Origin of the sequence: Streptomyces sp. NPDC048415 (assembly GCF_040651675.1) — a bacterium.
GTDB lineage: Bacteria > Actinomycetota > Actinomycetes > Streptomycetales > Streptomycetaceae > Streptomyces.
In genome coordinates this window covers 167,543-191,380 of sequence record NZ_JBEZKJ010000002.1, presented here as the reverse complement: position 1 = coordinate 191,380, position 23,838 = coordinate 167,543, and the positions used below count along the sequence as shown (strand labels likewise).

Sequence of the window (23,838 nt, the reverse complement as noted above, 5' to 3'; positions counted from 1 at the left end):
GCTCCGTTCACGAGAGGTCGGTAGGAAAACGCGTGTCAGGCCTTGGATACCCGCACGATCAGCGCGTCACCCTGACCGCCGCCACCGCACAGCGCCGCCGCGCCCACGCCGCCGCCGCGCCGCTTCAGCTCGAGGGCGAGATGCAGGACGAGCCGGGCACCGGACATCCCGATCGGGTGACCGAGGGCAATGGCGCCGCCGTTGACGTTCACCTTTTCCGGGGACACCCCGAGGTCCTTCATTGACTGGACCGCGACGGCCGCGAAGGCCTCGTTGATCTCGATCAGGTCGAGGTCCGAGACGTCCAGGCCCTCCTTCTTCAGGGCATGCAGGATGGCGTTGGAGGGCTGCGACTGGAGGGAGTTGTCCGGCCCGGCCACGTTGCCGTGCGCGCCGATCTCCGCGATCCACTCGAGGCCCAGCTCCAGCGCCTTGGCCTTGCTCATCACGACGACGGCGGCGGCGCCGTCCGAGATCTGCGACGACGTACCGGCGGTGATCGTGCCGTCCCTGGTAAAGGCGGGGCGCAGCTTGCCGAGCGACTCGGCCGTGGTCTCGGCGCGGATGCCCTCGTCCTTGCTGAAGACGACGGGCTCGCCCTTGCGCTGCGGGATCTCGATCGGCGTGATCTCCGCCTCGAAGATGCCGTTCTTCTGGGCGGCGGCGGCGCGCTGGTGGGACTGGGCGGCGATCTCGTCCTGCTCGGGCCGCAGGATGCCCAGTCGCGTGTTGTGCTTCTCCGTCGACTCGCCCATGGCGATGTTCTCGAAGGCGTCGGTCAGACCGTCGTACGCCATGGCGTCGAGCATCTCGATCGCGCCGTACTTGAAGCCCTCGCGGGACTTCGGGAGCAGGTGGGGCGCGTTGGTCATCGACTCCTGGCCGCCCGCGACCACGACGTCGAACTCACCGGCGCGGATCAGCTGGTCGGCGAGCGCGATGGCGTCCAGACCCGACAGACACACCTTGTTGATGGTGAGCGCCGGGACGCTCATCGGGATGCCGGCCTTGACCGCCGCCTGGCGTGCCGGGATCTGCCCTGCCCCGGCCTGGAGCACCTGGCCCATGATCACGTACTGCACCTGGTCGCCGCCGATCCCCGCACGGTCGAGGGCGGCCTTGATCGCGAAGCCTCCGAGGTCGGCTCCGGAGAAGGACTTCAGCGAGCCCAGCAACCGTCCCATGGGCGTACGGGCGCCCGCGACGATCACCGATGTACTGCTGTTCGTTCCAGACATGAGGTGCGATCCCCTTACCGGCTTGCACAGCCGAGGAGTGAACGAGGGTTTACTTGAATGTACTGAGCGGTAGGCCACCCGTCATCCGGGCCGGAGTGTGATCGCGCGCACGTTGCGTAACCACCTCGGGAGCGCTGCACTGACTCCATGCTGACGCGAATCGACCACATCGGGATCGCCTGTTTCGACCTCGACAAGACCGTCGAGTTCTACCGTGCGACGTACGGCTTCGAAGTCTTCCACTCCGAGGTCAATGAGGAGCAGGGCGTACGAGAGGCCATGCTCAAGATCAATGAGACGTCCGACGGCGGCGCCTCCTACCTCCAGCTGCTCGAACCCACCCGCGAGGACTCCGCGGTCGGGAAGTGGCTGGCCAAGAACGGTGAGGGGGTGCACCACATCGCCTTCGGCACCGCGGATGTCGACGCGGACGCCGCCGACATCCGGGGCAAGGGCGTACGGGTGCTCTACGACGAGCCCCGGATCGGGTCCATGGGGTCCCGGATCACCTTCCTCCACCCAAAGGATTGCCATGGTGTCCTGACAGAACTGGTCACTTCGGCGGCTGTTGAGTCACCTGAGCACTGACCTCCGTATATCTGGGCCGGTAGGGTTGGGGGCGGCCGTCGCCTTTGAGGGGGGACGGCCGAGGTCCTGCCGCATTCCAACGAGCAGGATCGAGGGCCGGGGTCCAGGTTTCGGGGGACGAGCGTCGGGGCAGCAGCCCATGCTCCGCCGTTGATCTGACACCATTCCCCGGGGGCCCCGTTCGGCGGATGGACGGAGCTCGTTCGGAAAGACTTGCGACCAGGGGACGGATGGGACCGCGCAGTGCGGGGCTACGAACGCCAGGAGCGAGAGCCGGCGGCTGACGTCGACCACCTCTCTCGGTTCGAGGCCGAGATGGAGCGGCTGAAGACCGAGCGGGAGAAGGCCGTCCAGCACGCCGAGGACCTCGGCTATCAGGTCGAGGTGCTGCGCGCCAAGCTGCACGAGGCGCGGCGCAGTCTGGCGACCCGTCCTGCCTACGACGGCGCCGACATCGGCTATCAGGCCGAGCAGCTGCTTCGTAACGCCCAGATCCAGGCCGACCAGCTGCGTTCGGACGCCGAGCGCGAGCTCAGCCAGGCCCGCGCGCAGACGCAGCGGATCCTCCAGGAGCACGCCGAACAGGCCGCCCGCCTCCAGGCGGAGCTGCACCAGGAGGCGGTCTCCCGTCGCCAGCAGCTCGACCAGGAGCTGGCCGAGCGCCGCCAGACCGTCGAGTCCCACGTCAACGAGAACGTGGCATGGGCCGAGCAGTTGCGCGCCCGCACCGAGTCGCAGGCCCGCCGTCTCCTCGAGGAGTCGCGCGCCGAGGCCGACCAGGCCCTTGCCGCCGCCCGTGCCGAAGCCGAGCGGATCGCCGCCGAGGCCCGCCAGCGGCTCACCGCCGACGCCGAGTCGGCCCGTGCCGAGGCCGAGGCGCTGCTGCGCCGGGCCCGCACGGACGCCGAGCGGCTGCTGAACGCCGCCTCCACGCAGGCCCAGGAGGCCACCGACCACGCCGAGCAGCTGCGCAGCTCCACGGCGACCGAATCGGACACCGCCCGCCGCCAGGCCACCGAGCTGAGCCGGGCCGCCGAGCAGCGCATGTCGGAGGCCGAGACGGCGCTGCGCGAGGCGCGGACCGAGGCGGAAAAGGTTCTCACCGAGGCGAAGGATGCCGCGGCCAAGGCCCTGGCCGGCGCGGAGTCGGCCAACGAGCAGCGCACGCGTACGGCGAAGGAGCAGGTCGCCCGGCTGGTCAGCGAGGCCACCAAGGAGGCCGAGACCACCAAGTCCGACGCCGAGCAGATCGTCGCGGACGCCCGCGCCGAGGCCGAGAACATCATCGCGACGGCCAGCGAGAAGGCCCGCAGCCTCACCGCCGAGGAGACCGCCTCCCAGCTCGCCAAGGCGGCCCGTACCGCCGAGGACGTGCTCAACAAGGCGTCCGAGGACGCCAAGAAGACCACCAAGGCCGCCGCCGACGAGGCCGAGCGGATCCGCTCCGAGGCCGAGGCCGAGGCGGACCGGCTGCGCTCCCAGGCGCACGACATCGCCGAGGAGCTCAAGGGCGCGGCGAAGGACGACACCAAGGAGTACCGCGCCAAGACGGTCGAGTTGCAGGAGGAGGCGCGCCGGCTGCGCGGCGAGGCCGAGACGCTGCGCGCCGACGCGGTCGCCGAGGGCGAGCGCATCCGCTCCGAGGCCCGGCGCGAGGCCGTCCAGCAGATCGAGGAGGCGGCCAAGACCGCCGAGGAGCTGCTGGCCAAGGCGAAGGCGGACGCGGACGAGCTGCGTACGACGGCCACGGCGGACAGCGAGAAGGTCCGCACCGAGGCCATCGAGCGCGCCACCACCTTGCGCCGGCAGGCCGAGGAGACCCTGGAGCGCACCCGCACGGAGGCCGAGCGGCATCGCGCGGAGGCCGTCGAGCAGGCCGAGGCGATCCAGACGGAGGCCGAGCGGGCCGCCGGGCAGCTGCGCGAGGAGACCGAGCGGGCCATAGCCGCTCGCCAGGCCGAGGCGGCCGAGGGCCTGACCCGGCTGCACACGGAGGCCGAGGAGCGCCTCGCCTCTGCCGAGCAGGCGTTGACGGACGCGCGCGCGGAGGCCGAGCGGATCCGCCGGGAGGCCGCCGAGGAGACGGACCGGCTGCGTTCCGAGGCCGCCGAGCGGATTCGTACGCTCCAGGCGCAGGCCGAGGCCGAGGCGGACCGGCTGCGCAACGAGGCCGCGGCGGACGCGTCCACGTCACGCGCCGAGGGCGAGGCCATCGCCGTACGGCTGCGTTCGGAGGCCGCGGCGGAGGCCGAGCGGCTGAAGTCGGAAGCCCAGGACAGCGCCGACCGGGTACGGGCGGAGGCGCAGGCCGCGGCCGAGCGTCTGGCGGCCGAGGGCGCCGAGACGCTGGCCGCCGCGCAGGAGGAGGCCGCCCGGCGCCGCCGCGAGGCCGAGGAACTCCTCGGCTCCGCGCGCCAGGAGGCCGACCAGGAGCGCGAGCGGGCCCGGGAGCAGAGCGAGGAGCTCCTCGCGTCCGCGCGCAAGCGCGTGGACGAGGCCCAGACCGAGGCCGTACGGCTGGTCGAGGAGGCCGACCGGCGCGCGAACGAGATGGTCACCAGCGCCGAGCAGACCGCGCAGCAGGTGCGCGACGCCGTGGCGGGACTGCACGAGCAGGCGCAGGAGGAGATCACCGGTCTGCGCAGCGCCGCCGAGCACGTGGCGGAGCGTACGCGGACCGAGGCGCAGCAGGAGGCGGACCGGGTCCGCTCCGACGCGTACGCCGAGCGGGAGCGGGCGTCCGAGGACGCGAGCCGTATCCGGCGGGAGGCGGCCGAGGAGACGGAGGCCGCCAAGTCCCTCGCGGAGCGCACGGTTTCGGAGGCGATCGCCGAGTCGGACCGGCTGCGTTCGGACGCCGCCGAGCACGCCCAGCGGGTCCGCACCGAAGCGTCGGACGCCATCGCGAACGCCGAACAGGAAGCCGCGCGCGCCCGTGCGGACGCCCGGGAGGACGCCAACCGGATCCGTTCGGACGCGGCCACGCAGGCGGACACCCTCATCACCGAGGCGGCGGCGGAGGCCGAGCGGCTCGCGGCGGAGACGAACGCCGAGGCCGAGCGCGTACGGACGGAATCCGTCGCCAAGGCCGAGAAGCTCATCTCGGACGCGACCGGTGACGCGGAGCGGCTGCGGGCCGAGGCCGCCGAGACGGTCGGCTCCGCACAGCAGCACGCCGAGCGGATCCGCACCGAGGCCGAGCGCGTCAGGACGGAGGCGGCGGCGGAGGCCGAGCGGCTCACCTCGTCGGCGCGCGAGGAGGCCGAGCGCACGCTGGACGAGGCGCGCCAGGAGGCCAACAAGCGGCGTTCCGAGGCGGCCGAGCAGGTCGACACGCTCATCTCGGAGACGGCGGCCGAGGCGGACAAGCTGCTCTCGGAGGCTCAGCAGAGCGCGCAGAAGACCACGGCGGACGCCGAATCGCAGGCCGACACGATGGTCGGCGTGGCGCGGGGCGAGGCCGAGCGCCTGGTCTCCGAGGCGACCGTGGAGGGCAACTCCCTTGTGGAGCGGGCCCGTACGGACGCGGACGAGCTGCTGGTCGGCGCGCGCCGGGACGCGACGGCGATCAGGGAGCGCGCGGAGGAGCTGCGCGACCGGATCACCAGCGAGATCGAGGAACTGCACGAGCGGGCCCGCCGTGAGTCGGCCGAGACGATGAAGACGGCGGGCGAGCGCTGCGACGCGCTGGTGAAGGCCGCCGAGGACCAGCTCGCCGAGGCCGAGGCGAAGGCGAAGGACCTGCTCTCGGAGGCCAACTCCGAGGCGAGCAAGGTGCGTATCGCCGCCGTCAAGAAGGCGGAGGGTCTCCTCAAGGAGGCCGAGCAGAAGAAGACCTCGGTCATCGCCGAGGCCGAGAAGATCAGGTCCGAGGCGATCCGCGAGGCGAAGGCGGCGGTCGAGGAGGGCAAGCGGGACCTGGAGATCCTGGTGCGCCGGCGTGAGGACATCAATGCGGAGATCTCCCGTGTCCAGGACGTGCTGGAGGCGTTGGAGTCCTTTGAGGCCCCGTCCGGAAACAAGGACGGTGGGGTAAAGGCGGGTGCCGCGGCGGGCGCGACTCGTTCGGGTGGCAAGACGTCAGAGGGCTAGCCAGAAGCACAGATTCCATGCCTTGCGAGGACCTTTGGCACGGCACCTGGCAAGCTCTCCGACAGTTAGCCACCCAAAAGGAGTCTCATTCTCCAGATCAAACACGTATCCGCTCGATGACACACCGCTTTGACCCCTAGGATTCCCCCTATCACCTCACCGGTCTCATTCGACAGGAACCCCATGAGCGACACTTCCCCCTACGGCTTCGAGCTTGTGCGGCGTGGGTACGACCGCGCTCAGGTGGACGAACGCATCTCGAAGCTCGTCTCCGACCGTGACAGCGCTCTGGCCCGTATCACTGCTCTGGAAAAGCGCATCGAGGAGCTCCACCTCGAGACGCAGAACGCCCAGGCCCAGGTCAGCGACGCCGAGCCGTCGTACGCGGGTCTCGGCGCGCGCGTCGAGAAGATCCTCCGCCTCGCCGAGGAGGAGGCGAAGGACCTGCGCGAGGAGGCCCGTCGCGCTTCCGAGCAGCACCGTGAGCTCGCCGAGTCGGCGGCCCAGCAGGTGCGCAACGACGCAGAATCGTTCGCTGCGGACCGCAAGTCCAAGGCGGAGGACGAGGGCGTCCGGATCGTCGAGAAGGCCAAGAGCGACGCCTCGCAGCTGCGCCAGGAGGCGCAGAAGGACGCGCAGTCCAAGCGTGAGGAGGCGGACGCCCTCTTCGAGGAGACCCGCGCCAAGGCCGCCCAGGCCGCCGCGGACTTCGAGACGAACCTCGCCAAGCGCCGCGAGCAGTCCGAGCGTGACCTGGCCTCGCGTCAGGCCAAGGCCGAGAAGCGTCTCGCGGAGATCGAGCACCGCGCGGAGCAGCTCCGCCTGGAGGCCGAGAAGCTGCGCACGGACGCCGAGCGCCGCGCCCGCCAGACGGTGGAGACGGCTCAGCGCCAGGCCGAGGACATCGTGGCCGACGCGAACGCCAAGGCCGACCGCATCCGTTCGGAATCCGAGCGCGAGCTGGCCGCCCTCACCAACCGCCGCGACTCGATCAACGCCCAGCTCACGAACGTCCGCGAGATGCTCGCGACGCTCACGGGCGCAGCGGTGGCCGCCGCCGGCACACCGGCCGAGGACGAGCCGATCTCCCGCGGGGTTCCGGCCCAGCAGTCCCGCTAGTTCCTGATCACAGCGAAGGCCCGCACCCCCCGCCGGGGGCGCGGGCCTTCGGCGTGGGCACGAGAGAGGCGCCCCTGGTAGACGGGAGACGCCCCGCAAGGGGCGCGAGGCCGTGACATGTGCGGCTGCGCCGCGTGGGCGCGACAAGCCCCCACGGCGCAGCAGTCAGCCACGGCGAACAAGCGGCACCCCCTCCCCGTCCAAGTGGCACCGCCAACCCGCCCGACTTAGCGTGGCCGCATGATCGAGCTCGAGGCGCTGACCAAGCGGTACGGCGAGAAGGTGGCGGTCAACAACCTCACGTTCGCCGTCAGACCGGGCATCGTGACAGGCTTCCTCGGTCCCAACGGTGCCGGGAAGTCCACGACGATGCGGATGATGCTCGGGCTCGACCGGCCCACCGCCGGCGACGTACGGATCGACGGTCGGCACTACGACCACCTCAAGGACCCGCTGAAGTACATCGGCGCCCTGCTGGACGCGAAGGCCATGCACGGCGGGCGCAGCGCCTTCAACCACCTCCTCTGTCTCGCGCAGAGCAACGGCATCCCCAAGGCGCGGGTGCACGAGGTCCTCGACACGGTGGGGCTCACCGCGGTGGCGCGGAAGAAGGCGAAGGGCTTCTCGATGGGGATGGGCCAGCGGCTCGGCATCGCGGGCGCGCTGCTCGGCGACCCGCGCATCCTGATGTTCGACGAGCCGGTCAACGGGCTCGACCCCGAGGGCATCCACTGGATCCGCAACCTGATGAAGTCACTGGCGGCGCAGGGCCGTACGGTCTTCGTCTCCTCCCATCTGATGAGCGAGATGGCGCTGACCGCCGACCACCTCGTCGTCATCGGCCAGGGCAGACTCCTCGCCGACACCTCCATGGCCGACTTCATCCAGCGGAACTCGCGCTCGTACGTCCGTATCCGCTCCCCCCAGCGCGAGCGGCTGCTCGACGTGCTGCACGGCGCGGGCATCACCGTCGTCGAGAGGGGCGGCGGCACGTTGGAGGTGGACGGCGGCAAACCGGAACTCATCGGTGAGCTGGCCGCGCAGCACCAGCTCGTGCTGCACGAGCTCAGCCCCCAGCAGGCCTCGCTGGAGGAGGCGTTCATGCGGCTGACCGCCGAGTCGGTGGAGTACCACGCGCACACCGAGGCCCCGCCCCAGGAGTGGGGCGGCGGCTGGAACAAGGAGACCTGAGCATGGCGGCGACCCAGGTCCTCAAGTCCGAGTGGACCAAGATCCGGTCCGTGTCGTCCACCGTGTGGACGCTCAGTCTCGCCGCGGTCGTGACCATCGCTCTCGGCGTCCTGATCTCGCTGCTGTCCAAGAACGAGTTCGACAGGATGAGCGTGAGGGAGAGGCTTTCGTTCGATCCGACGTTCATCAGCTTCGCGGGCATGACCCTCGGTCAGCTCGCGATGATCGTGTTCGGGGTGCTCGTCGTCGGCAACGAGTACAGCACCGGCATGATCCGCGCCTCGCTCGCCGCGGTCCCGCAGCGCGGCACGTTCCTCTTCAGCAAGATCGCGGTGGCGACCGGCCTCGCCCTCGTCGTCGGCATGATCACCAGCTTCGTCGCCTTCTTCCTGGGGCAGGCGATGCTCGGCACCCACAAGGCACAGATCGGCGACACCGGCGTGCTGCGCGCGGTGATCGGCGGCGGCCTCTACATGACGCTCATCGCCGTCTTCTCGATGGGTGTCGCCGCGATGCTGCGCAGCCCGATGCTCTCGCTCGGCATCCTGATGCCGTTCTTCTTCCTGATCTCCAACATCCTCGGCGCGGTCTCCGCGACCAAGAAGGTCGGCCGCTATCTCCCCGACCAGGCCGGCAGCAAGATCATGCGAGTCGTGACCCCGATCGGCGACGACACTCCGTACGGTCCCTGGGGCGGCCTCGCGATCATGGTGCTGTGGGTGGCCGTGGCGCTCATCGGGGGCTACGCGCTGCTCAAGAAGCGGGACGCGTAGGTTCCGCGGGACGAAGAGCGTCGAACTCCCGCCAGCCCTCCCAGGCGTTCACCGGAAGGTCGAGGTCCGGCTTCACGGGCACGAACTGGCCCAGCTCCAGGCTCTCGTCGTCCAGGCTGAACCAGCGTTCGTCGCTCAACTCCGTGCCGGTGCCCACCGCCCGCGCGCTGAAGCGCACCAGGATGCGTACACCGCGCAGGCCGCGCAGATCCTTGCCCTGGAGCGAGGTGAGCGGGAGCGAGTCCACGGCGGAGCCGACCGGTATCCACAGCGTGAAGGGCGCCGTCTGCTCCACCACGCACCACACCCGCTCATCGCACAGCGCGCCGTCCTCCCCGACCACCTTGAGCCGCTGCTTGTACAGGGCCAACAGACCGTCGCGACGCGGCGACTCCTCGAGGAAACGCAAGTGAGCCTCGGCGCGCGCGTCCTTGATGTCCACGTTGAGGAGGTGCTGGTAGAAGCGCACCGCGATCACCGCGAGCTCGCCCTCCCGGTGCGCCTGCGCGAAAACCGGCGAATGCGACATCGTGGCGAGCGAGACGCTCGCCTTGCCGCGCCACACCAGCGGCCGGACCGTGAACATCTTGATCAGTACGATGCCCAGCAGCACCGCGGGCACCAGCGATCCGGTGACCGAGGCGAGCGTGGCCAGCAGCTGATGCGGCGTACTGTCCGGCTCCGGCTGGAGGTTGTCCGTGCCGACGCAGGCCCGCAGCACGGTGAGGCTGAGGTCGAGGAGCTGCTCCTTGTCCGAGAACCGCTCCCCGACGGACCGCGGCGAGGACTCGCTCAGCGTCCACACGGCAGCGATGGCGACGGCGAGCCCCGCGAGTGCGCCGAGGGTCATCAGCAGCAGGGCATGGACCGTGCGCCCGGCGATCCACCAGCGCACGGAAGTGCGAAAGCGGGGATGCGTCCGGCCCCGCGCCATCCGGTCCCACCACCCCGGTCCGCTCAAGTCGCCAACCCCGCAACCAGGTTCATCGCATTCGTTGTCCCGGAGGGCGATTCTTCCCGGTGGCCGTGACGCCCAACCCACGCCCCGCGGGACGGCCGGGCGGGACGGCCCGCTTCCGGAAAGCGTCCCGGCGGCCCTGCGGGACGTCTGACCAGGGACGACCCGTACCTGACAAGAGTGAGCGCGCGTTGCGCCCGTGACCTGCGTACTTTTACTTTCTCTTGAGCGGAACCGTCAGCGCCCCGATATCCTCCTAACCCTTACGGGGGCGTGCGCCCCGACGTCCTGAACCTTTCGATGGGTGCGGAGCATGATCGAGGCAGTCGGCCTGACGAAGCGCTATGGCGCCAAGACGGCCGTGTACAACCTTTCCTTCCAGGTGCGGCCGGGTGCCGTCACCGGCTTCCTCGGGCCCAACGGCTCGGGCAAGTCGACGACGATGCGGATGATTCTCGGCCTCGACAACCCCAGCGCCGGGCAGGTGACGATCGGCGGCTTCCCGTACCGCAAGCTGCCGAACGCGCCCCGCCAGGTCGGTGCGCTCCTCGACGCCAAGGCCGTGCACGGTGGCCGGCACGCCCGCAACCACCTGCTGTGCCTCGCCCAGCTGTCGGGCATCCCGGCCCGCCGGGTGGACGAGGTGCTCGGGGTCGTCGGCCTCCAGGACGTGGCCAAGAAGCGCTCCAAGGGCTTCTCGCTCGGCATGGGCCAGCGGCTCGGCATCGCGGCGGCGCTCCTCGGCGACCCGCAGGTGCTGCTCTTCGACGAGCCGGTCAACGGCCTCGACCCCGAGGGCATCCTCTGGGTGCGCAACCTGATGAAGTCGCTCGCGGCGGAGGGCCGTACGGTCTTCGTCTCCTCGCACCTGATGAGCGAGATGGCGCTCACCGCCGACCACCTGATCGTGATCGGGCGCGGCCAGCTGCTCGCCGACATGACCATCAAGGACTTCATCTCGCACAACTCGGCCGACTTCGCCCGGGTCCGCACCCCGGACACGGAGCCGCAGCAGCGCGAGAAGCTCACCGCCGCGCTCACCGAGGCGGGCGGCCAGGTGCTGCCCGAGCAGGACGGCGCCCTCCGTGTCACCGGTCTGCCGCTGCCCCGTATCAGCGACCTCGCGCACTCCGCCGACGTACGCCTGTGGGAGCTGTCGCCGCACCAGGCCTCGCTGGAGGAGGCGTACATGCGGATGACGCAGGGCGCCGTCGACTACCGCTCGACCATCGACCAGAAGGCCGGGCTCCAGCAGGAGCTGCCGCCGGGCGCGATGCCGCCGCCGCAGATGCCGGTGCCTGGCCAGGGCCAGCCGGGCTGGTACGCCCCGCCGCCGCCCCAGCAGGGCGGCCAGCCGTTCGCGATGCCGCAGGGCCAGCATGGTCCGTACGGCGGTGCTCCGGTCGCCAGCCGGCCGGGTCCGTACGGCGCTCCGGGCGCCCCCACGGCTCCGGACGCCGCGGCCGCCAACCCGTACGCCCAGTCCGCGCCCCAGGCCCCCGCGCAGCCGCCCGCCGCGCCCGCCGCCGCCCCCGACCTGACCAAGCCCGAGGACGCCCGATGAGCACGCCCCAGCACCCGATGCCGCAGCAGGCCGCCGCTGCCCCCCACTGGCAGGCGGCGCCCGGCAGCTCGTACACCTCGCCGATCCCGATCACCCGCACCCACCTCGGTCACGCGCTCACCTCCGAGTGGACGAAGATCAAGTCGGTGCGCTCCACGATGTGGACGCTCGGCACCTTCCTGCTTCTGGTGATCGGCATCGGCTTCCTGGTCGCCGCGCAGACCACCAACGCCGACTTCGGCGATGTGCCGTACACGATCCCGGCCTTCTTCGGCCTGATGCTCGGGCAGATCTGCCTGATCACGCTGGGCGTCCTGGTGGTCTCGTCCGAGTACGGCACGGGCATGATCCGTACGACGTTCACGGCCTCGCCGCAGCGCTACCGGGTGCTCGCCGCGAAGCTGATCATCTTCTTCGTGGTGGCGTTCGCCGTCTCGGCCTTCGCGATCGGCTTGGTCGGTCTGATCACTTCGGGGATGCACGGCGGCTCGTCCACGGTCTCGTGGGGCGGGACGGTGATCATGGGCGCGCTGTACGTCTCGCTGCTCGGTGTCCTCGCGCTCGCCGTGGGCTCGATGCTGCGTCACTCGGCGGGCGCGATCACCACGATGCTCGGTGTCGTGCTGGTGCCGGCGATCATGCCCGCGTTCCTGATGATGTCCGAGAGCATGCGCACGATCGGCGAGAAGATGCAGGAGTACAACGCTCCGAACGCGCTTGCCAGGATCTTCCGGCTGGACAGCGAGAGCGGCCACGGCGGCGCGCAACTGGGCCTGCTCGCGGGGGTCACGGCGGCAGCGATCGCCGGCGCGTTCGTCCTGCTGGAGCGCCGTGACGTGTGACCTGGAGGAACGGCCCTAAAATCTGGGCGCGTTACGGGACCGCTGCACCCGAGAGGTGCGGCGGTCCTTCGCGTTCCAGCAGGCCTTGTGCCAGTGACGCCGCTCGTCGACGCCCGAGTGCTCCGGCCAGGCCACCACGTGCGGGACGCCGGAGGCGATCATCTGGTCGCAGCCGGGGCAACGGTAGGTCTTGCCCTCCGCGCTCGCCCCCGCCACATGGCGCACGCTCCACTCCTCGCCCTGCCAACTCTCCGTGGACTGCCAGCCGCCGTAGCGGCCCGAGCGGTCCTCCTCCGCGCTCTGACCGGACGGTCCGGCGCCCTTCGGACGGTTGCGACGCGGGGACACGGGACACCTCACGGAGCTATACAGGGAGTAGGAGCCATGTCCAGCCTACGCGGCACGCACAGGGGTACGCGTACTCCGCCAACCCGCCCGGATCCCCCTCCGGACGGCTCATTTCGCAGACAATCCGCCAATCTCTCCGCCAGGCCGTGACTTCGGCACGTGTCACACGGTTATGCCGGGTGGGGGAGCTCCCGAGTCGGAGCCGAGGAAGCAGGAAGTGCGATGCACGTAGGAAGTTTTGTACTGGCCGCCCAGTTCCCGGGACAGGGCCAGGGGGAGGCCCTGCACCGCGCGGTGCGGACGGCCGAGGTCGCCGAGGGGGCGGGGCTCGACTCGGTCTGGCTGGCCGAGCACCACTTCGTGCCGTACGGGACCTGTCCGTCGGCCGTCACTCTCGCCGCGTTCCTGCTCGGCCGCACCAGCCGGATCCGCATCGGCACGGCGGTCAGTGTGCTGCCCACTGTCCACCCCGTGGCACTCGGCGAGCAGGCCGCGCTGCTGCACCTCACGTCCGGCGGGCGGTTCTCGCTGGGCGTCGGGCGCGGCGGCCCCTGGGTCGACCTGGAGGTCTTCGGTTCGGGACTCGAGGCGTACGAAGAGGGATTCCCGGAATCACTCGATCTGCTGCTGCGCTGGCTGCGCGAGCCGTCCGTCGCGGGCACCTCGGAGCGGTTCGCCTTCCGGGAAGTCCCCGTCGTCCCCCGGCCGTCGGAGGCGCTCAGCGGCACTCCGGGTCCCGAGGTCGTCGTCGCCTGCACCTCGCCGGTCAGCGTGCGGCGCGCGGCCGAGCGCGGGCTGCCGATGCTCCTCGGGATGCATGTCGGGGACGAGGAGAAGGCCGAAATGGTCGCGCTGTGGCGGCAGTCGGCGCGCGCCGCGGGCCATCCGGAGGAAGAGATCCGCACGGCGGCCCATGTGTCGGCCGGCGTCTGCCAGATCGCGGACCGCCGCACGGACGCGGTGGAGGCGCTCACCAAGGCCATGCCGGGCTGGCTGAAGCAGGGTCTGGACGCCCACGTGACGGTCGACGGCCGCGCCCGTTCGATGCGCGACCCCCTGGCGTACACCGAGCTGCTCTGCGGGCTGCACCCGGTGGGCACCCCTCGGCTGTGCGCCGACCGGCTCGCGGCGACCTCGGAGCGGACGGGAATCTCCCGCTTCGCCCTGCTCGTCGAGGGCTCGGGGGATCTGGCGGCCACGGAGGAGAACGTACGGCGCCTCGGGGCCGAAGTGCTGCCCCACCTCCGGTGACGGACGCCACCTGTCCAACGGGCCGGGAACGCGGGGAGCTTGCCGCCCCAGTACCAATGCACCTCCCGCGTACGGGGCGGCAAGCTGTGCGACGTCACCGCGTCAGCAGTCCCTGAACTCCGGGGACTGGTTCAGCAGCTGACTGCGGACCGAGGTGAAGCGTGCCAGCGTTTCGTCCACTGAGGTGTCCAGCGGGAACACCGCCACCCGGTGGCAGTTCTGAAAGGCCAGCCGCACTCCGAAGTGCCGCTGCAGCGCGCCGCGTATCGCGTCACTCGCGAGCGCACGCAGCAGCTGGCCACGTGCCTGCTCGTCCGGCGGAGGCGTCTGGTTGTCGGCGAAGTTGCCGCCGTCCACCTTCAGCTGGGCCACCAGGGAGCTGATCATCTCCCACGCATAGGGCAGGGAGGTCCGGACGCAGTCGACGAAGTCAGCTTCGTCGACCTCGCCTCGCTCGGCCTGTTCGAGTAGGGCCGGTGAGACGTCGAGCGACATGGGTTCTCCTCTCGCACCCCCAGACCTCGGGGGTTGCCGGACAGGGCCAGGGGTTCGCGATATCGAACACGGTGAGTACACGCATCGCGACCTCCCGTTTATACGGTAAGCAACGGGCGGTGACGGCACCAGGAGAATGCGCACATAGCGAACTCCCAGTAGGCACACAATCGGCCACGAACGAACAGGAGATTTCCGGGAAGAAAGGGGCGGGACAGCAGGGTCCTCTGTTGAGGGTGGTGGTGGGAGACGGGCGGGCGAATCGCGTGTACAGGGGCCCGTCGAGTAGCGTTGCCGACCATGCGTCTCGTCATTGCCCGATGCTCCGTGGACTACGCGGGCCGGCTCACCGCCCATCTTCCCTCGGCCCCCCGCCTCATCCTTGTGAAGGCGGACGGCAGCGTCTCGATCCACGCGGATGACCGGGCCTACAAGCCCCTCAACTGGATGTCGCCGCCCTGCACGCTGAAGGAGGGTTCCGGCGACGAGCAAGGCACCTGGACCGTCATCAACAAGGCGGGCGAGAAGCTCATCATCACGATGGAGGAGATCCTCCACGACTCCTCGCACGAACTCGGCGTCGACCCGGGCCTGATCAAGGACGGCGTGGAAGCACACCTTCAGGAGCTCCTCGCCGACCGCATCGAGACGCTCGGCGAGGGCTACTCGCTGATTCGCCGCGAGTACATGACGGCCATCGGCCCGGTCGACATCCTGTGCCGGGACGCCGAGGGCCAGACCGTCGCCGTGGAGATCAAGCGGCGCGGTGAGATCGACGGCGTGGAGCAACTCACGCGCTATCTCGAGCTCTTGAACCGCGACCCGCACCTCGCGCCGGTCCGCGGCGTCTTCGCCGCCCAGGAGATCAAGCCGCAGGCCCGCGTCCTCGCCACCGACCGCGGTATCGGCTGCGCGGTCCTGGACTACAACGCGATGCGCGGCATCGAGGACGACAAGCTGCGGTTGTTCTGACCGCGCCGATGACAACGCGAGAGGGCCGGGTCCGCCGTGGACCCGGCCCTCTCGCTTCGTACCGTCAGATCACCGCGCCGCTCGGCGACCCGGCACCAGTGCCGCTCGCCGGAGCGCTGGTGGCGCTGCTCTGCGGCGCGCTGGCCGTGGTGCTCGCCGGGGCGCTGCTCGACGCGGGGCCGCTCGCGGTGTCCGAGGTGGACGGCGGCGTCGACGGGGTGGGCGTGCTGGACGGCGACGTCGGCGTCTCGGAAGGCGTCGGCGACGTCGAGGTGGGCGAAGGCTTCGGTGTCGAGGACGGCGGCTTCGTCGTCGGCGACTTCGACGGGCTCTTGGACGGCGACTTCGACGGCGTACTCGACCCCTTCGTCCCGCTCGGATCGTCGGAGGGCTCAGTGCGGCCGCCCGTGCCCGTCGGCGTCGGATCGTCCGAGGTGCCGTACGTGCCGTCCGGGCCCGGATCGGTGGGCGTGGCCGCGACGCCAGTGCTGGAGTCGCTGCCCTTCTTGGCCTTGTCGGCGCCCAGGCTGTCGTCTTCGCTGCCCTGGCTGGCCGACGGGTTCACGCCGACCTTCTCGGACGGGGGGTCGTTGTCGTGGTTCGAGGTCGCGCCGAGCGTCACCACGGTGCCGAGCACGGCGACGAGGAGCGCGCCCGCACCCGCGGCCACCAGGTTGCGCCGGGTGCCGCTGACCAGGCGGCCCGCGACGCCGGCGCGCTTAGGCGCCGGGGTGTGGGGGCCTGCCCGGTGGGTGACCAGCGTCGTGGGTTCGGCGGGCGGTTCGGCCAGGGCGAAGGCGGCCGGTACACCACCGGGGGGCGACGCCGACTCCTCGTACCGCGCGCCGGACACCTCCTCCCCCGCGGTGGATCCGAGGCCGGGCGTGTCCCCGGAGCGGTCGGCCACCAGCGCGAGAGCGCGGCGGCCGGCGACGGTGCCGCGCTTGTCGGCGAGGGCGCCGCGCAGCCCGATGGAGGCCTCCAACTCGGCGCGAGCCCGGTCCAGCTGGCCGCCGCAGAGCGCGAGGACGCCCAACTCATGGTGGAAATAGGCTTGTTCGGCTACGTCGCCGAAGAGCCGGGAGGCCTCGGCGCCGGAGCGCAGCGCGCGTTCCCAGGCGCTCCAGTGCAGGCCCGCCGCGAACGCGGGCGCGGCCGTGCGGGCCAGTTGTACGGCGGCGCTGTCGTCCTGCTCGTCGAGCGGTGCGGTGCTGAGCGGCACCAGCACGGTGATCGCGGCGAGCAGGGCGTCGGCCTCGGCACAGACCCGCTCCGGGGTGACCGAGGGATGCCCGGCCCACCAGGTGTAGTGCTGCGCCGCGGTGAGCGCCTGTTCTTCGAGACCCTCGGCGTATCCGGCGGCCTCCAGCTGGGCCTGCACTCCGGCGGCGAGCCGGTAGCGCGAGCCGACCGGGGAGACCAGGGCGCAGCCCGCGAGTTCGGCGAGTGCGGCGTCGGCGTGGGTGTCGCCCACGAGCGCGGGCAGGTGCGCCTGGTGCGGCACCTCGCCGCCGAGCGCGACCGCGAACCGCAGGGTGGCGCGCGCCGACTCGCTCAGCCGGGAGGCGAGCAGTGCGGCGGGCGCGGCCCCTTCGGCGAGCGACGGCAGCGGTACGTCATGGCGGTCGCCGGAGTCGAAGGGCGCGTCGACCGGGGCGTCCTCGAAGACGCCGTACTCGTCGACGGCGTTCTCGCCGGCCTGCAACTGGTCGCGCTGCCGCAGCAGCGCCCCGGCCTGCATGAAGCGCAGGGGCAGGCCCTCGGACTCGAACCAGAGGTCGCCCGCCCAGTTCGCCTCGTCCTCGGTCAGCACGCGTCCGACGGCCCGCTCGAGCAGCTCCAGGCCGCCACTGCGGTCGAGGCCGCCGAGGAACACCTCTTCGAGGAGTGAGTCGGCGGACGGCGCGGGGACGTCGGGTGTCGCGGCGATCAGGAAGGCGCACTCGGGGGTGGCGTCGAGCAGTTCGTCGAGCGCGCTGCCGCCGATCTCCACGTCGTCGAGGACGACGACCGCGCCGATCTCGTGGACGAGCCGGAGCAGTTCGTCCCGTTCCGGACGGTACAGCGGTGCGTCGTGGACGGCGGCGAAGAGGTCGTACAGCAGGTCGCTCGCCGTGCGCCGGTAGCCGGAGAGGCGTACGACGCCGTCGGGCGCGAGGTCCGCGCAGTCGTCGGCGACGGCGGCGAGCAGGCTGGTGCGGCCCGATCCGGCGGGCCCGGTGAGCCGTACGGAGCGCCCGCGCGCGAGGAGGCGTACGAGCCGCTCGCGCTCCTCCTGGCGCTCCAGAAGCGGCAGCCGGGGCTGCGCCGGACCCGGCGGCACCGGCGGCTGGGCCGCTCGGGCCAGCTCGGCGCGTTCGGCGACGCCGAACTTCGCCGGCGGCTGCGGCCGCTCGTGCGGCGGGCAGTTCTCTATCTCGCTGCCGTCGACGGGGTTGACGGTGAGCAGGAAGTCGCCCGAGACGAGCTGGACCGTGCGGGCGAGCGCGGGTGAGTGCTGGCCCAGGTCAGCTGTGAGCGGGTCGCGTGGCGGGCGCGAGCGAGGCGCCTGGCCGTCGTCGTCATGGCCGTACTCTTCGGGTCCCCGGTTGTTCGGGTCCATGTTCCAAGCCCCCCAAAAGCGTCGTGTGCGTGTGGGTCCTGTCGTCAGCCTCCCGCCGTCCGCCCCGGAGGGCGGGCCGCGCGGCGTCCGGTGCGTGCGATCGCAAGGCGCCGGAAGGGCCTCGTAGCGCAGCTACCAGGGCCTTTCGGCAACGCGGCGAGCGTGCGTGCCATGCGTCGCGCAGCAGACGGGAGGTTGACGACAGGGCCCAAGGCCCCCCTCCCGGCCTTGCTGCACATCGCGCTGTCGCTTCTGGTCCGGTGCCCGCTCGTAGGGTTTCGGGCGGCGGGCAGCCGAACCCTAAACCTTCGCACAGTATCTACGAACAGCCGGGGTACCGCGCCGTCCGAGACGTCACAGCTTCGTGAGGATTGTGCGTGTGTGCGTGTAGTGCGTTTCGTTTCGTACGCCGGTCAAGCCGAGTACGAGAGCTCACACCCGGGGCAGGGATTCGACCCCGATGCCGCCCTCGATCGCCAGGATCCGGTGCAACCGGGTGGCGACCAGCAGGCGTTGCATCTGCGGTGGTACGCCGCGCAGTACGAGCCGTCGGCCGCACCGCCCGGCCCGTCGGTGGGCCCCCATGATGACACCGAGTCCGGTGGCGTCCCAGGAGTCCAGATCGGACAGGTCCAGCACCAGGTCGCCGACTCCGTCGTCGACGGCCGAGTGCAGGACCGTACGGGCGTCCGCCGCGCTGCGTACGTCGAGGCGGCCCCCGACGACCAGCTCGGCGTGGTCGCCCCTGATGTACATATGCGCTCCCCGAGAGTGCGTCTCGTACGCTGCGTCAGCCTGCGTTCTGTGTGTGCACCGTCTGACTGCCCCGAGGGCAGACTGGTTGCTGTTCGTAAGCGAACCGATACCGAATTCACCTCATGGAGTGATGCCCCAGAGGCGCGTGCGGTTTCCGTGCCAACTGCGGCGCCGGATTCCGGCGCCGCTTGATCATTCAGTGCTTGTAGAAGCCCTGCCCGCTCTTGCGGCCGATGTCACCGGCGTCAACCATCCGGCGCATCAGCTCGGGCGGCGCGAACTTCTCGTCCTGGGTCTCGGTGTAGATGTTGCTGGTGGCGTGCAGGAGGATGTCGACGCCGGTCAGGTCGGCCGTGGCCAGGGGTCCCATGGCGTGGCCGAAGCCCAGCTTGCAGGCGAGGTCGATGTCCTCGGCGGTGGCCACGCCGGACTCGTACAACTTGGTCGCCTCGACGACGAGCGCGGAGATGAGGCGGGTGGTCACGAATCCCGCCACATCGCGGTTGACGACGATGCAGGTCTTGCCGACGGACTCGGCGAACTCCCGTGCGGTGGCGAGGGTTTCGTCGCTCGTCTTGTAGCCGCGGACCAGCTCGACGAGCTGCATCATCGGCACCGGCGAGAAGAAGTGCACGCCGACGACCCGCTCGGGGTGCTCGGTGGCCGCTGCGATCTTGGTGATCGGGATGGCGGAGGTGTTGGACGCCAGTACCGCGTCGTCGCGGACGATCTTGTCGAGCGTCCGGAAGATCTCGTGCTTGACCTCGAGCTTCTCGAAGACGGCCTCGACGACGATGTCCGCGTCGGCGGCCGCGTCCAGGTCGGTGGTGGCGGTGATGCGCGCGAGCGCCGCGTCCGCGTCCGCGCCTTCGAGCCTGCCCTTGCTCACGAACTTGTCGTACGAGGCCTTGATGCCGTCGACGCCCCGGGTCAGCGCCTCGTCGGTGACATCGCGCAGGACGACGTCCCAGCCCGCCTGCGCGGAGACCTGGGCAATACCGGACCCCATGAGTCCGGCTCCGATGACGGCGAGCTTCCGTGCCACTCCGACTCCCCTTAACACGCTGTTTAAGTTGCCTCTCCGGCGGACCCTAGCGCCCGTGAGGGGCTGTGTGACCGGTAAGTAATGCGCGTCACGTCTCAGATGACGGACGTCACACCGGCGCGGGTCATTACACCGCCCGTACGGCGTAGTTGAGGACCTTCTCACTCAAAAGGTCCTCCATGTCGTCGAGTAGCACGAGCACCTCGCGTGACACCTCGCCCGGAGGGCGGCCGGCCATCATCTCCCGGCCGATGACGGACATGACGGTCTGATGCACCCAATTGATCTGGCCCGCGATCAGACCGGGCAGCGGGTCGGCGGCGGACGCGCCGGTCTCCTCGCGCAGCGCCTCCTCCAGAGTGACGAGGACTTCCTGGCCGATCGCCCACAACCGCGAGCGGAGTGCGGGGGCTTCATGGATGACCTGCATGAAGCGGGCATATCCCGTCATCAGGCCGAGCCGGGGCGAAACCGCTTCGACCTCGTCGCGCAGTTCGCGCAGCACGGCGGCGGCGGCCGACTCACCCTTCTCCCGGCCGCGCACCCAGCGGGCGAGGCGGTCGACGACTCCCTTGGAGCGGTCGAGGAAGAGGTCTTCCTTGGCCGGGAAGTAGTTGTAGACGGTGTTCACGGAGACGTTCGCCGCGTCCGCGACCTCCGCGACCGTCACCGCGTCGAACCCGCGCCCCCATGCTGTACGGCGTCCTGGTCGCCCTCGCCTTCGCCGCGCTCGCCGTGACGGTGGGCACACGTGTCTTCCGGAAGGCCGGAGCCTAACTACGCTGGCCTCATGGTCAATCTGACGCGCATCTACACCAGGACCGGCGACCAGGGCACCACCGCCCTCGGTGACATGAGCCGGGTCGCCAAGACCGATCTGCGGATCTCGGCATACGCGGACGCCAACGAGGCGAACGCGGTGATCGGGACGGCGATCGCGCTCGGCGGCCTGGACGAGGAGATCGTCAAGGTCCTCACCCGGGTGCAGAACGACCTGTTCGACGTGGGCGCGGACCTGTCGACGCCCGTGGTGGAGAAGCCCGAGTTCCCGCCGCTGCGGGTGGAGCAGTTCTACATCGACAAGCTGGAGGCGGACTGCGACCGCTTCAACGAACGGCTGGAGAAGCTGCGCTCCTTCATCCTGCCGGGAGGTACCCCGGGCGCGGCCCTGCTGCACCAGGCGTGCACGGTCGTACGCCGCGCGGAACGGTCGACGTGGGCGGCGACGGAAGTCCACGGGGACGTGATGAACCCGCTCACCGCGACCTACCTCAACCGGCTATCGGACCTGCTCTTCATCCTTGCCAGGACGGCGAACATCGAGGTCGGGGACGTGCTCTGGGTCCCGGGCGGCGAGCGCTGAGGCGGGCGCCCTCTTCGGCCAGAGCGCGTAGGTGAGGGCGATCAGGCCGTGGATCACGGCCGCCCGCAGCGCCACCCACTGGAAGGCCCGCAGGGACTCCGTGCCGCCGTCGCCGACGTACCGGATCGCGGCCTGGAGGAGGACGCAGGCGACGGCGGCCGCCAGCACGGTGCGCAGCCATAGCTTTGCCTCGTGCCTCGCCCGGGCCATCCCGTATCGGGGCGGCTTGGGCGGGGCCGGCGCGCCCGCGAGGCGGTGGGCGGCATGGCCGTCGAGCCGGCGGATCGTGTAGTGGCCGTACGCCACCGTGAAGCCGATGTACACCGCCGCGAGGCCGTGCTCCCAGCTCGGCTCCGCCCCGCGTTTCAGGTCGATCACCGTCACCACGAACAGCACGACTTCGAGCAGTGGCTCGCCCAGCAGCAGGGCCACGCCGGTGCGGCGCATCCTCAGCAGATAGCGGACCGCGAGGCCCGCCCCCAGCAGCACCCAGAAGCCGGCCTCACAGGCGATGATCAGTCCGACGATCACGGTTCGCTCCCTTCGCTCACCTTTCCAGGCTCACGTCCGCGCGGACGCGATACGTCGTCGGTGCTGACGAGGTCGGACTGCATCCTTCGATGTACTTCCACGTCACCCACGACGGGGACGCCGAGGCCGACGCCTGCGTGTTGGATGGGGGCCATGGCCCTGCGACTCCCCCGCCCGCACCGCGACGACGTGCGCATCGCGGCCCTGGGCCTCGTGGGCGGGCTGGTCCTGTGGGGCGTCGGTCTCTACAGCCGTACGCCGGACGACCCGGTGTCCCGTGTCGACCACGGCTGGGTGGTGCTCCTGCCGCTCGGCGTGACCGCCGGGTGCGAGCTGATGCGGCGTACGCGGCCCCGCACCGCCCTGCTCATCGGCACGGCCGCGCTCGTCGCCGACCTGGTCACCCGGGGCAACCTGGCCACCGTCGTGATGTTCACGGACCTCGTCTACGCGGCCGTGCTCTACGGGTCACCCGGCGCCGCCCGTCGCATCCCCTGGATCACCGGGCTGATCACGGTGGCCGCCGGTGTGGTGCCCGTCGTGCTCTGGCGCGTACCGCAGGCCCTGCTGATCGGCGTCGGCACGGGCCTGGCGACCGTCGTGCCCGCGGCCACCGGCTGGGTCGTGCGCAACCACCGTGACACGGCGGACGCGGAACGCCTGCGCGCCGAACAGACCGCCCTGCTCGCCGGGATCGACCGCACCCACGCGGTCGCCGCCGAACGGGCCCGCATGGCAAGGGAGTTGCACGACATGGTCGCCAACCATCTGTCCGCGATCGCCATCCACTCCACGGCCGCGCTCTCCCTCGACGACCCGAAGACGTCCAAGGACGCCCTCGCCGTCATCCGCGAGAACAGCGTCGAGGGTCTTGCCGAGATGCGACGGCTGATCGGGATCCTGCGGGACGACAGCGGTGAGCGCGAACCTTCGGCGGCGCCCACGCTCGACGGGCTCGGTGCGCTGGTGAGGGGCGCCGGCGTCAACGGCCTCGACGTCACGCTCACCGCGGACCACGGCAAGGTCCCCGCGCCGGTCGAACTCGCCGCGTACCGCATCGTCCAGGAGTCCCTGACCAACGCCCTCAAGCATGCCTCCCCGGGCCGGGTCACCGTCACGCTCGCCCAGCGGGACGGCTCGCTCGCGGTGCGGGTGAGCAGTCCGTACGGCGACCGGGACGGACCGCGTGCTCCGGGTTCGGGGGCCGGTCTGGTGGGCATGCGGGAGCGGGTCGCCCTGCTGCACGGTGTCTTCGAGGCCGGGCCCGAGGACTCCCCCGCCGGCAAGGTCTGGGCCGTACGCGCCACCCTGCCCCTGACCCAAGGAGAACCCCAATGATCCGCGTGCTCGTCGCCGAGGACCAGTCCGCCGTACGCGCCGGGCTGGTCCTCATCCTGCGCAGCGCGCCGGACATCGAGGTGGTCGGCGAGGCGGCGGACGGCGAGCGGGCGGTCGCGCTGGCCCGTGAACTCAGGCCGGATCTGGTCCTGATGGATGTCCAGATGCCCCGCTTGGACGGGGTGTCCGCCACTCGGCAGGTCGTCGCCGAGCAGCTCGCCGACGTACTGGTGCTCACCACCTTCGATCTCGACGAGTACGTCTTCGGGGCGCTGCGCGCGGGCGCCTCGGGGTTCCTGCTGAAGAACACCGAGGCCCGGGATCTGCTGGAGGCGGTACGGACGGTGGCGGGCGGGGAGGGACTCATCGCCCCGGCCGTGACGCGCCGGCTGATCGCCGAGTTCGCGGCCAAGCCCGTACGGGAGCCGACCGCCGATCCGTCCGTCCTCGACGCCCTCACCCGACGCGAGCGCGAGGTGCTGTCCCGCCTCGGGCAGGGACTGTCGAACGCGGAGATCGCGGGCCGTCTCGACATGGCGGAGGCGACGGTGAAGACCCACGTCAGCCGACTGCTGGGGAAGCTGGAGCTGCGCAGCCGGGTGCAAGCTGCTGTACTCGCCCGGGAGTTGGGGATCTGAGCCGACACCTCGGCGCACTGGTCCAGACCTATTGACCTATGGTCCAGACCTTTCTATTCTCACCGCACTGCGCTTAGCCATGCCCACGACACCCCCGGCCGAAAGGGCGCGCCGGGGCGAGAGCGCGAGCGCGC

The 23,838-nt window shown here is 70.8% G+C and carries 20 protein-coding genes and 2 pseudogenes; 13 read left to right on the top strand and 9 right to left on the bottom strand.

Annotation, left to right across the window (positions count from 1 at the left end; translation table 11 throughout):
- Positions 1–35: 35 nt before the first annotated feature.
- Entirely contained in the window at positions 36–1,238 is a 1,203-nt protein-coding gene (locus AB0D27_RS02460; RefSeq protein WP_362501168.1) for an acetyl-CoA C-acetyltransferase, read from the bottom strand.
- A gap of 147 nt (positions 1,239–1,385) precedes the next feature.
- Between AB0D27_RS02460 and mce the strand changes: the two genes are divergently transcribed.
- From mce to AB0D27_RS02435, 5 genes are all read left to right on the top strand, one after another.
- A complete protein-coding gene (gene mce, locus AB0D27_RS02455; RefSeq protein ID WP_362501166.1) occupies positions 1,386–1,826 on the top strand; it encodes a methylmalonyl-CoA epimerase in 441 nt (146 codons plus the stop codon).
- 243 nt (positions 1,827–2,069) lie between these two features.
- Positions 2,070–5,918: a polarized growth protein Scy gene (gene scy / locus AB0D27_RS02450; RefSeq protein ID WP_362501164.1), complete on the top strand. Its 3,849-nt coding sequence runs from the start codon at positions 2,070–2,072 to the stop codon at positions 5,916–5,918.
- A gap of 183 nt (positions 5,919–6,101) precedes the next feature.
- The gene (locus AB0D27_RS02445; RefSeq protein WP_362501162.1) at positions 6,102–7,037 is read left to right on the top strand and encodes a cellulose-binding protein; all 936 of its coding nucleotides are present in this window, start codon (positions 6,102–6,104) and stop codon (positions 7,035–7,037) included.
- Positions 7,038–7,277: 240 nt separating this feature from the next.
- On the top strand, positions 7,278–8,228 hold the full coding sequence (locus AB0D27_RS02440) for an ABC transporter ATP-binding protein (RefSeq protein WP_362501160.1): 951 nt from the start codon (positions 7,278–7,280) through the stop codon (positions 8,226–8,228).
- A 2-nt stretch (positions 8,229–8,230) separates the two neighbouring features.
- Complete coding sequence (locus AB0D27_RS02435) at positions 8,231–9,001, top strand: ABC transporter permease (RefSeq protein ID WP_362501158.1); 771 nt, start codon at positions 8,231–8,233, stop codon at positions 8,999–9,001.
- On the opposite strand, the gene AB0D27_RS02430 is transcribed toward AB0D27_RS02435, so the two are convergent.
- Positions 8,982–9,896, bottom strand: a complete 915-nt coding sequence (locus tag AB0D27_RS02430; RefSeq protein ID WP_362501156.1) for a hypothetical protein — start codon at positions 9,894–9,896, stop codon at positions 8,982–8,984. The two genes, AB0D27_RS02435 and AB0D27_RS02430, sit on opposite strands and share 20 nt — an antisense overlap.
- Before the next feature lie 376 nt (positions 9,897–10,272).
- Here AB0D27_RS02430 and AB0D27_RS02425 point away from each other — a divergent pair, with 376 nt between their 5' ends.
- Positions 10,273–11,523, top strand: a complete 1,251-nt coding sequence (locus AB0D27_RS02425) for an ABC transporter ATP-binding protein (protein ID WP_362501154.1) — start codon at positions 10,273–10,275, stop codon at positions 11,521–11,523.
- Positions 11,520–12,365, top strand: a complete 846-nt coding sequence (locus AB0D27_RS02420) for an ABC transporter permease (protein ID WP_362501153.1) — start codon at positions 11,520–11,522, stop codon at positions 12,363–12,365. Before AB0D27_RS02425 ends, AB0D27_RS02420 begins: the two co-directional genes overlap by 4 nt.
- A gap of 15 nt (positions 12,366–12,380) precedes the next feature.
- Here the strand turns inward: AB0D27_RS02420 and AB0D27_RS02415 are convergent, their stop codons facing one another.
- Positions 12,381–12,713, bottom strand: a complete 333-nt coding sequence (locus AB0D27_RS02415) for an ATP/GTP-binding protein (RefSeq protein ID WP_362501151.1) — start codon at positions 12,711–12,713, stop codon at positions 12,381–12,383.
- 222 nt (positions 12,714–12,935) lie between these two features.
- On the opposite strand from AB0D27_RS02415, the gene AB0D27_RS02410 reads away from it, so the two are divergent.
- Positions 12,936–13,964: an LLM class flavin-dependent oxidoreductase gene (locus AB0D27_RS02410; protein WP_362501149.1), complete on the top strand. Its 1,029-nt coding sequence runs from the start codon at positions 12,936–12,938 to the stop codon at positions 13,962–13,964.
- Between the two features lie 102 nt (positions 13,965–14,066).
- On the opposite strand, the gene AB0D27_RS02405 is transcribed toward AB0D27_RS02410, so the two are convergent.
- Positions 14,067–14,459: an SCO5389 family protein gene (locus tag AB0D27_RS02405; RefSeq protein ID WP_362501147.1), complete on the bottom strand. Its 393-nt coding sequence runs from the start codon at positions 14,457–14,459 to the stop codon at positions 14,067–14,069.
- Positions 14,460–14,759: 300 nt separating this feature from the next.
- On the opposite strand from AB0D27_RS02405, the gene nucS reads away from it, so the two are divergent.
- Positions 14,760–15,431 carry an endonuclease NucS gene (gene nucS, locus AB0D27_RS02400; RefSeq protein WP_362501145.1) on the top strand — a complete coding sequence of 224 codons (672 nt, stop codon included), beginning with the start codon at positions 14,760–14,762 and terminating at the stop codon, positions 15,429–15,431.
- Between the two features lie 64 nt (positions 15,432–15,495).
- Here nucS and AB0D27_RS02395 read toward each other — a convergent pair whose 3' ends face one another.
- The 4 genes and pseudogenes from AB0D27_RS02395 to AB0D27_RS02380 all read right to left on the bottom strand — a co-directional run.
- On the bottom strand, positions 15,496–18,033 hold the full coding sequence (locus AB0D27_RS02395; protein WP_362501143.1) for an ATP-binding protein: 2,538 nt from the start codon (positions 18,031–18,033) through the stop codon (positions 15,496–15,498).
- Positions 18,034–18,465: 432 nt separating this feature from the next.
- The gene (locus AB0D27_RS02390; RefSeq protein ID WP_362501142.1) at positions 18,466–18,789 is read right to left on the bottom strand and encodes an STAS domain-containing protein; all 324 of its coding nucleotides are present in this window, start codon (positions 18,787–18,789) and stop codon (positions 18,466–18,468) included.
- A gap of 196 nt (positions 18,790–18,985) precedes the next feature.
- A complete protein-coding gene (locus AB0D27_RS02385) occupies positions 18,986–19,834 on the bottom strand; it encodes a 3-hydroxyacyl-CoA dehydrogenase family protein (RefSeq protein WP_362501140.1) in 849 nt (282 codons plus the stop codon).
- Positions 19,835–19,961: 127 nt separating this feature from the next.
- Positions 19,962–20,519 (bottom strand): annotated as a pseudogene (locus AB0D27_RS02380) (helix-turn-helix domain-containing protein); the annotation flags it as partial.
- Between AB0D27_RS02380 and AB0D27_RS02375 the strand changes: the two are divergent.
- Positions 20,519–20,611 (top strand): annotated as a pseudogene (locus AB0D27_RS02375) (ABC transporter permease); the annotation flags it as partial. The pseudogenes AB0D27_RS02380 and AB0D27_RS02375 overlap by 1 nt on opposite strands.
- A gap of 13 nt (positions 20,612–20,624) precedes the next feature.
- Positions 20,625–21,197 (top strand): cob(I)yrinic acid a,c-diamide adenosyltransferase, encoded by a 573-nt coding sequence (locus tag AB0D27_RS02370; RefSeq protein ID WP_362501138.1) that lies wholly within the window; start codon positions 20,625–20,627, stop codon positions 21,195–21,197.
- Here AB0D27_RS02370 and AB0D27_RS02365 read toward each other — a convergent pair.
- A complete protein-coding gene (locus AB0D27_RS02365) occupies positions 21,114–21,728 on the bottom strand; it encodes a hypothetical protein (RefSeq protein ID WP_362501136.1) in 615 nt (204 codons plus the stop codon). The genes AB0D27_RS02370 and AB0D27_RS02365 overlap by 84 nt on opposite strands.
- Positions 21,729–21,881: 153 nt before the next feature.
- Here AB0D27_RS02365 and AB0D27_RS02360 point away from each other — a divergent pair, with 153 nt between their 5' ends.
- Both AB0D27_RS02360 and AB0D27_RS02355 read left to right on the top strand, forming a co-directional pair.
- Positions 21,882–23,066: a histidine kinase gene (locus AB0D27_RS02360; protein ID WP_362501134.1), complete on the top strand. Its 1,185-nt coding sequence runs from the start codon at positions 21,882–21,884 to the stop codon at positions 23,064–23,066.
- Positions 23,063–23,704 (top strand): response regulator transcription factor, encoded by a 642-nt coding sequence (locus AB0D27_RS02355; protein WP_362501132.1) that lies wholly within the window; start codon positions 23,063–23,065, stop codon positions 23,702–23,704. Before AB0D27_RS02360 ends, AB0D27_RS02355 begins: the two co-directional genes overlap by 4 nt.
- Positions 23,705–23,838 lie beyond the last annotated feature (134 nt).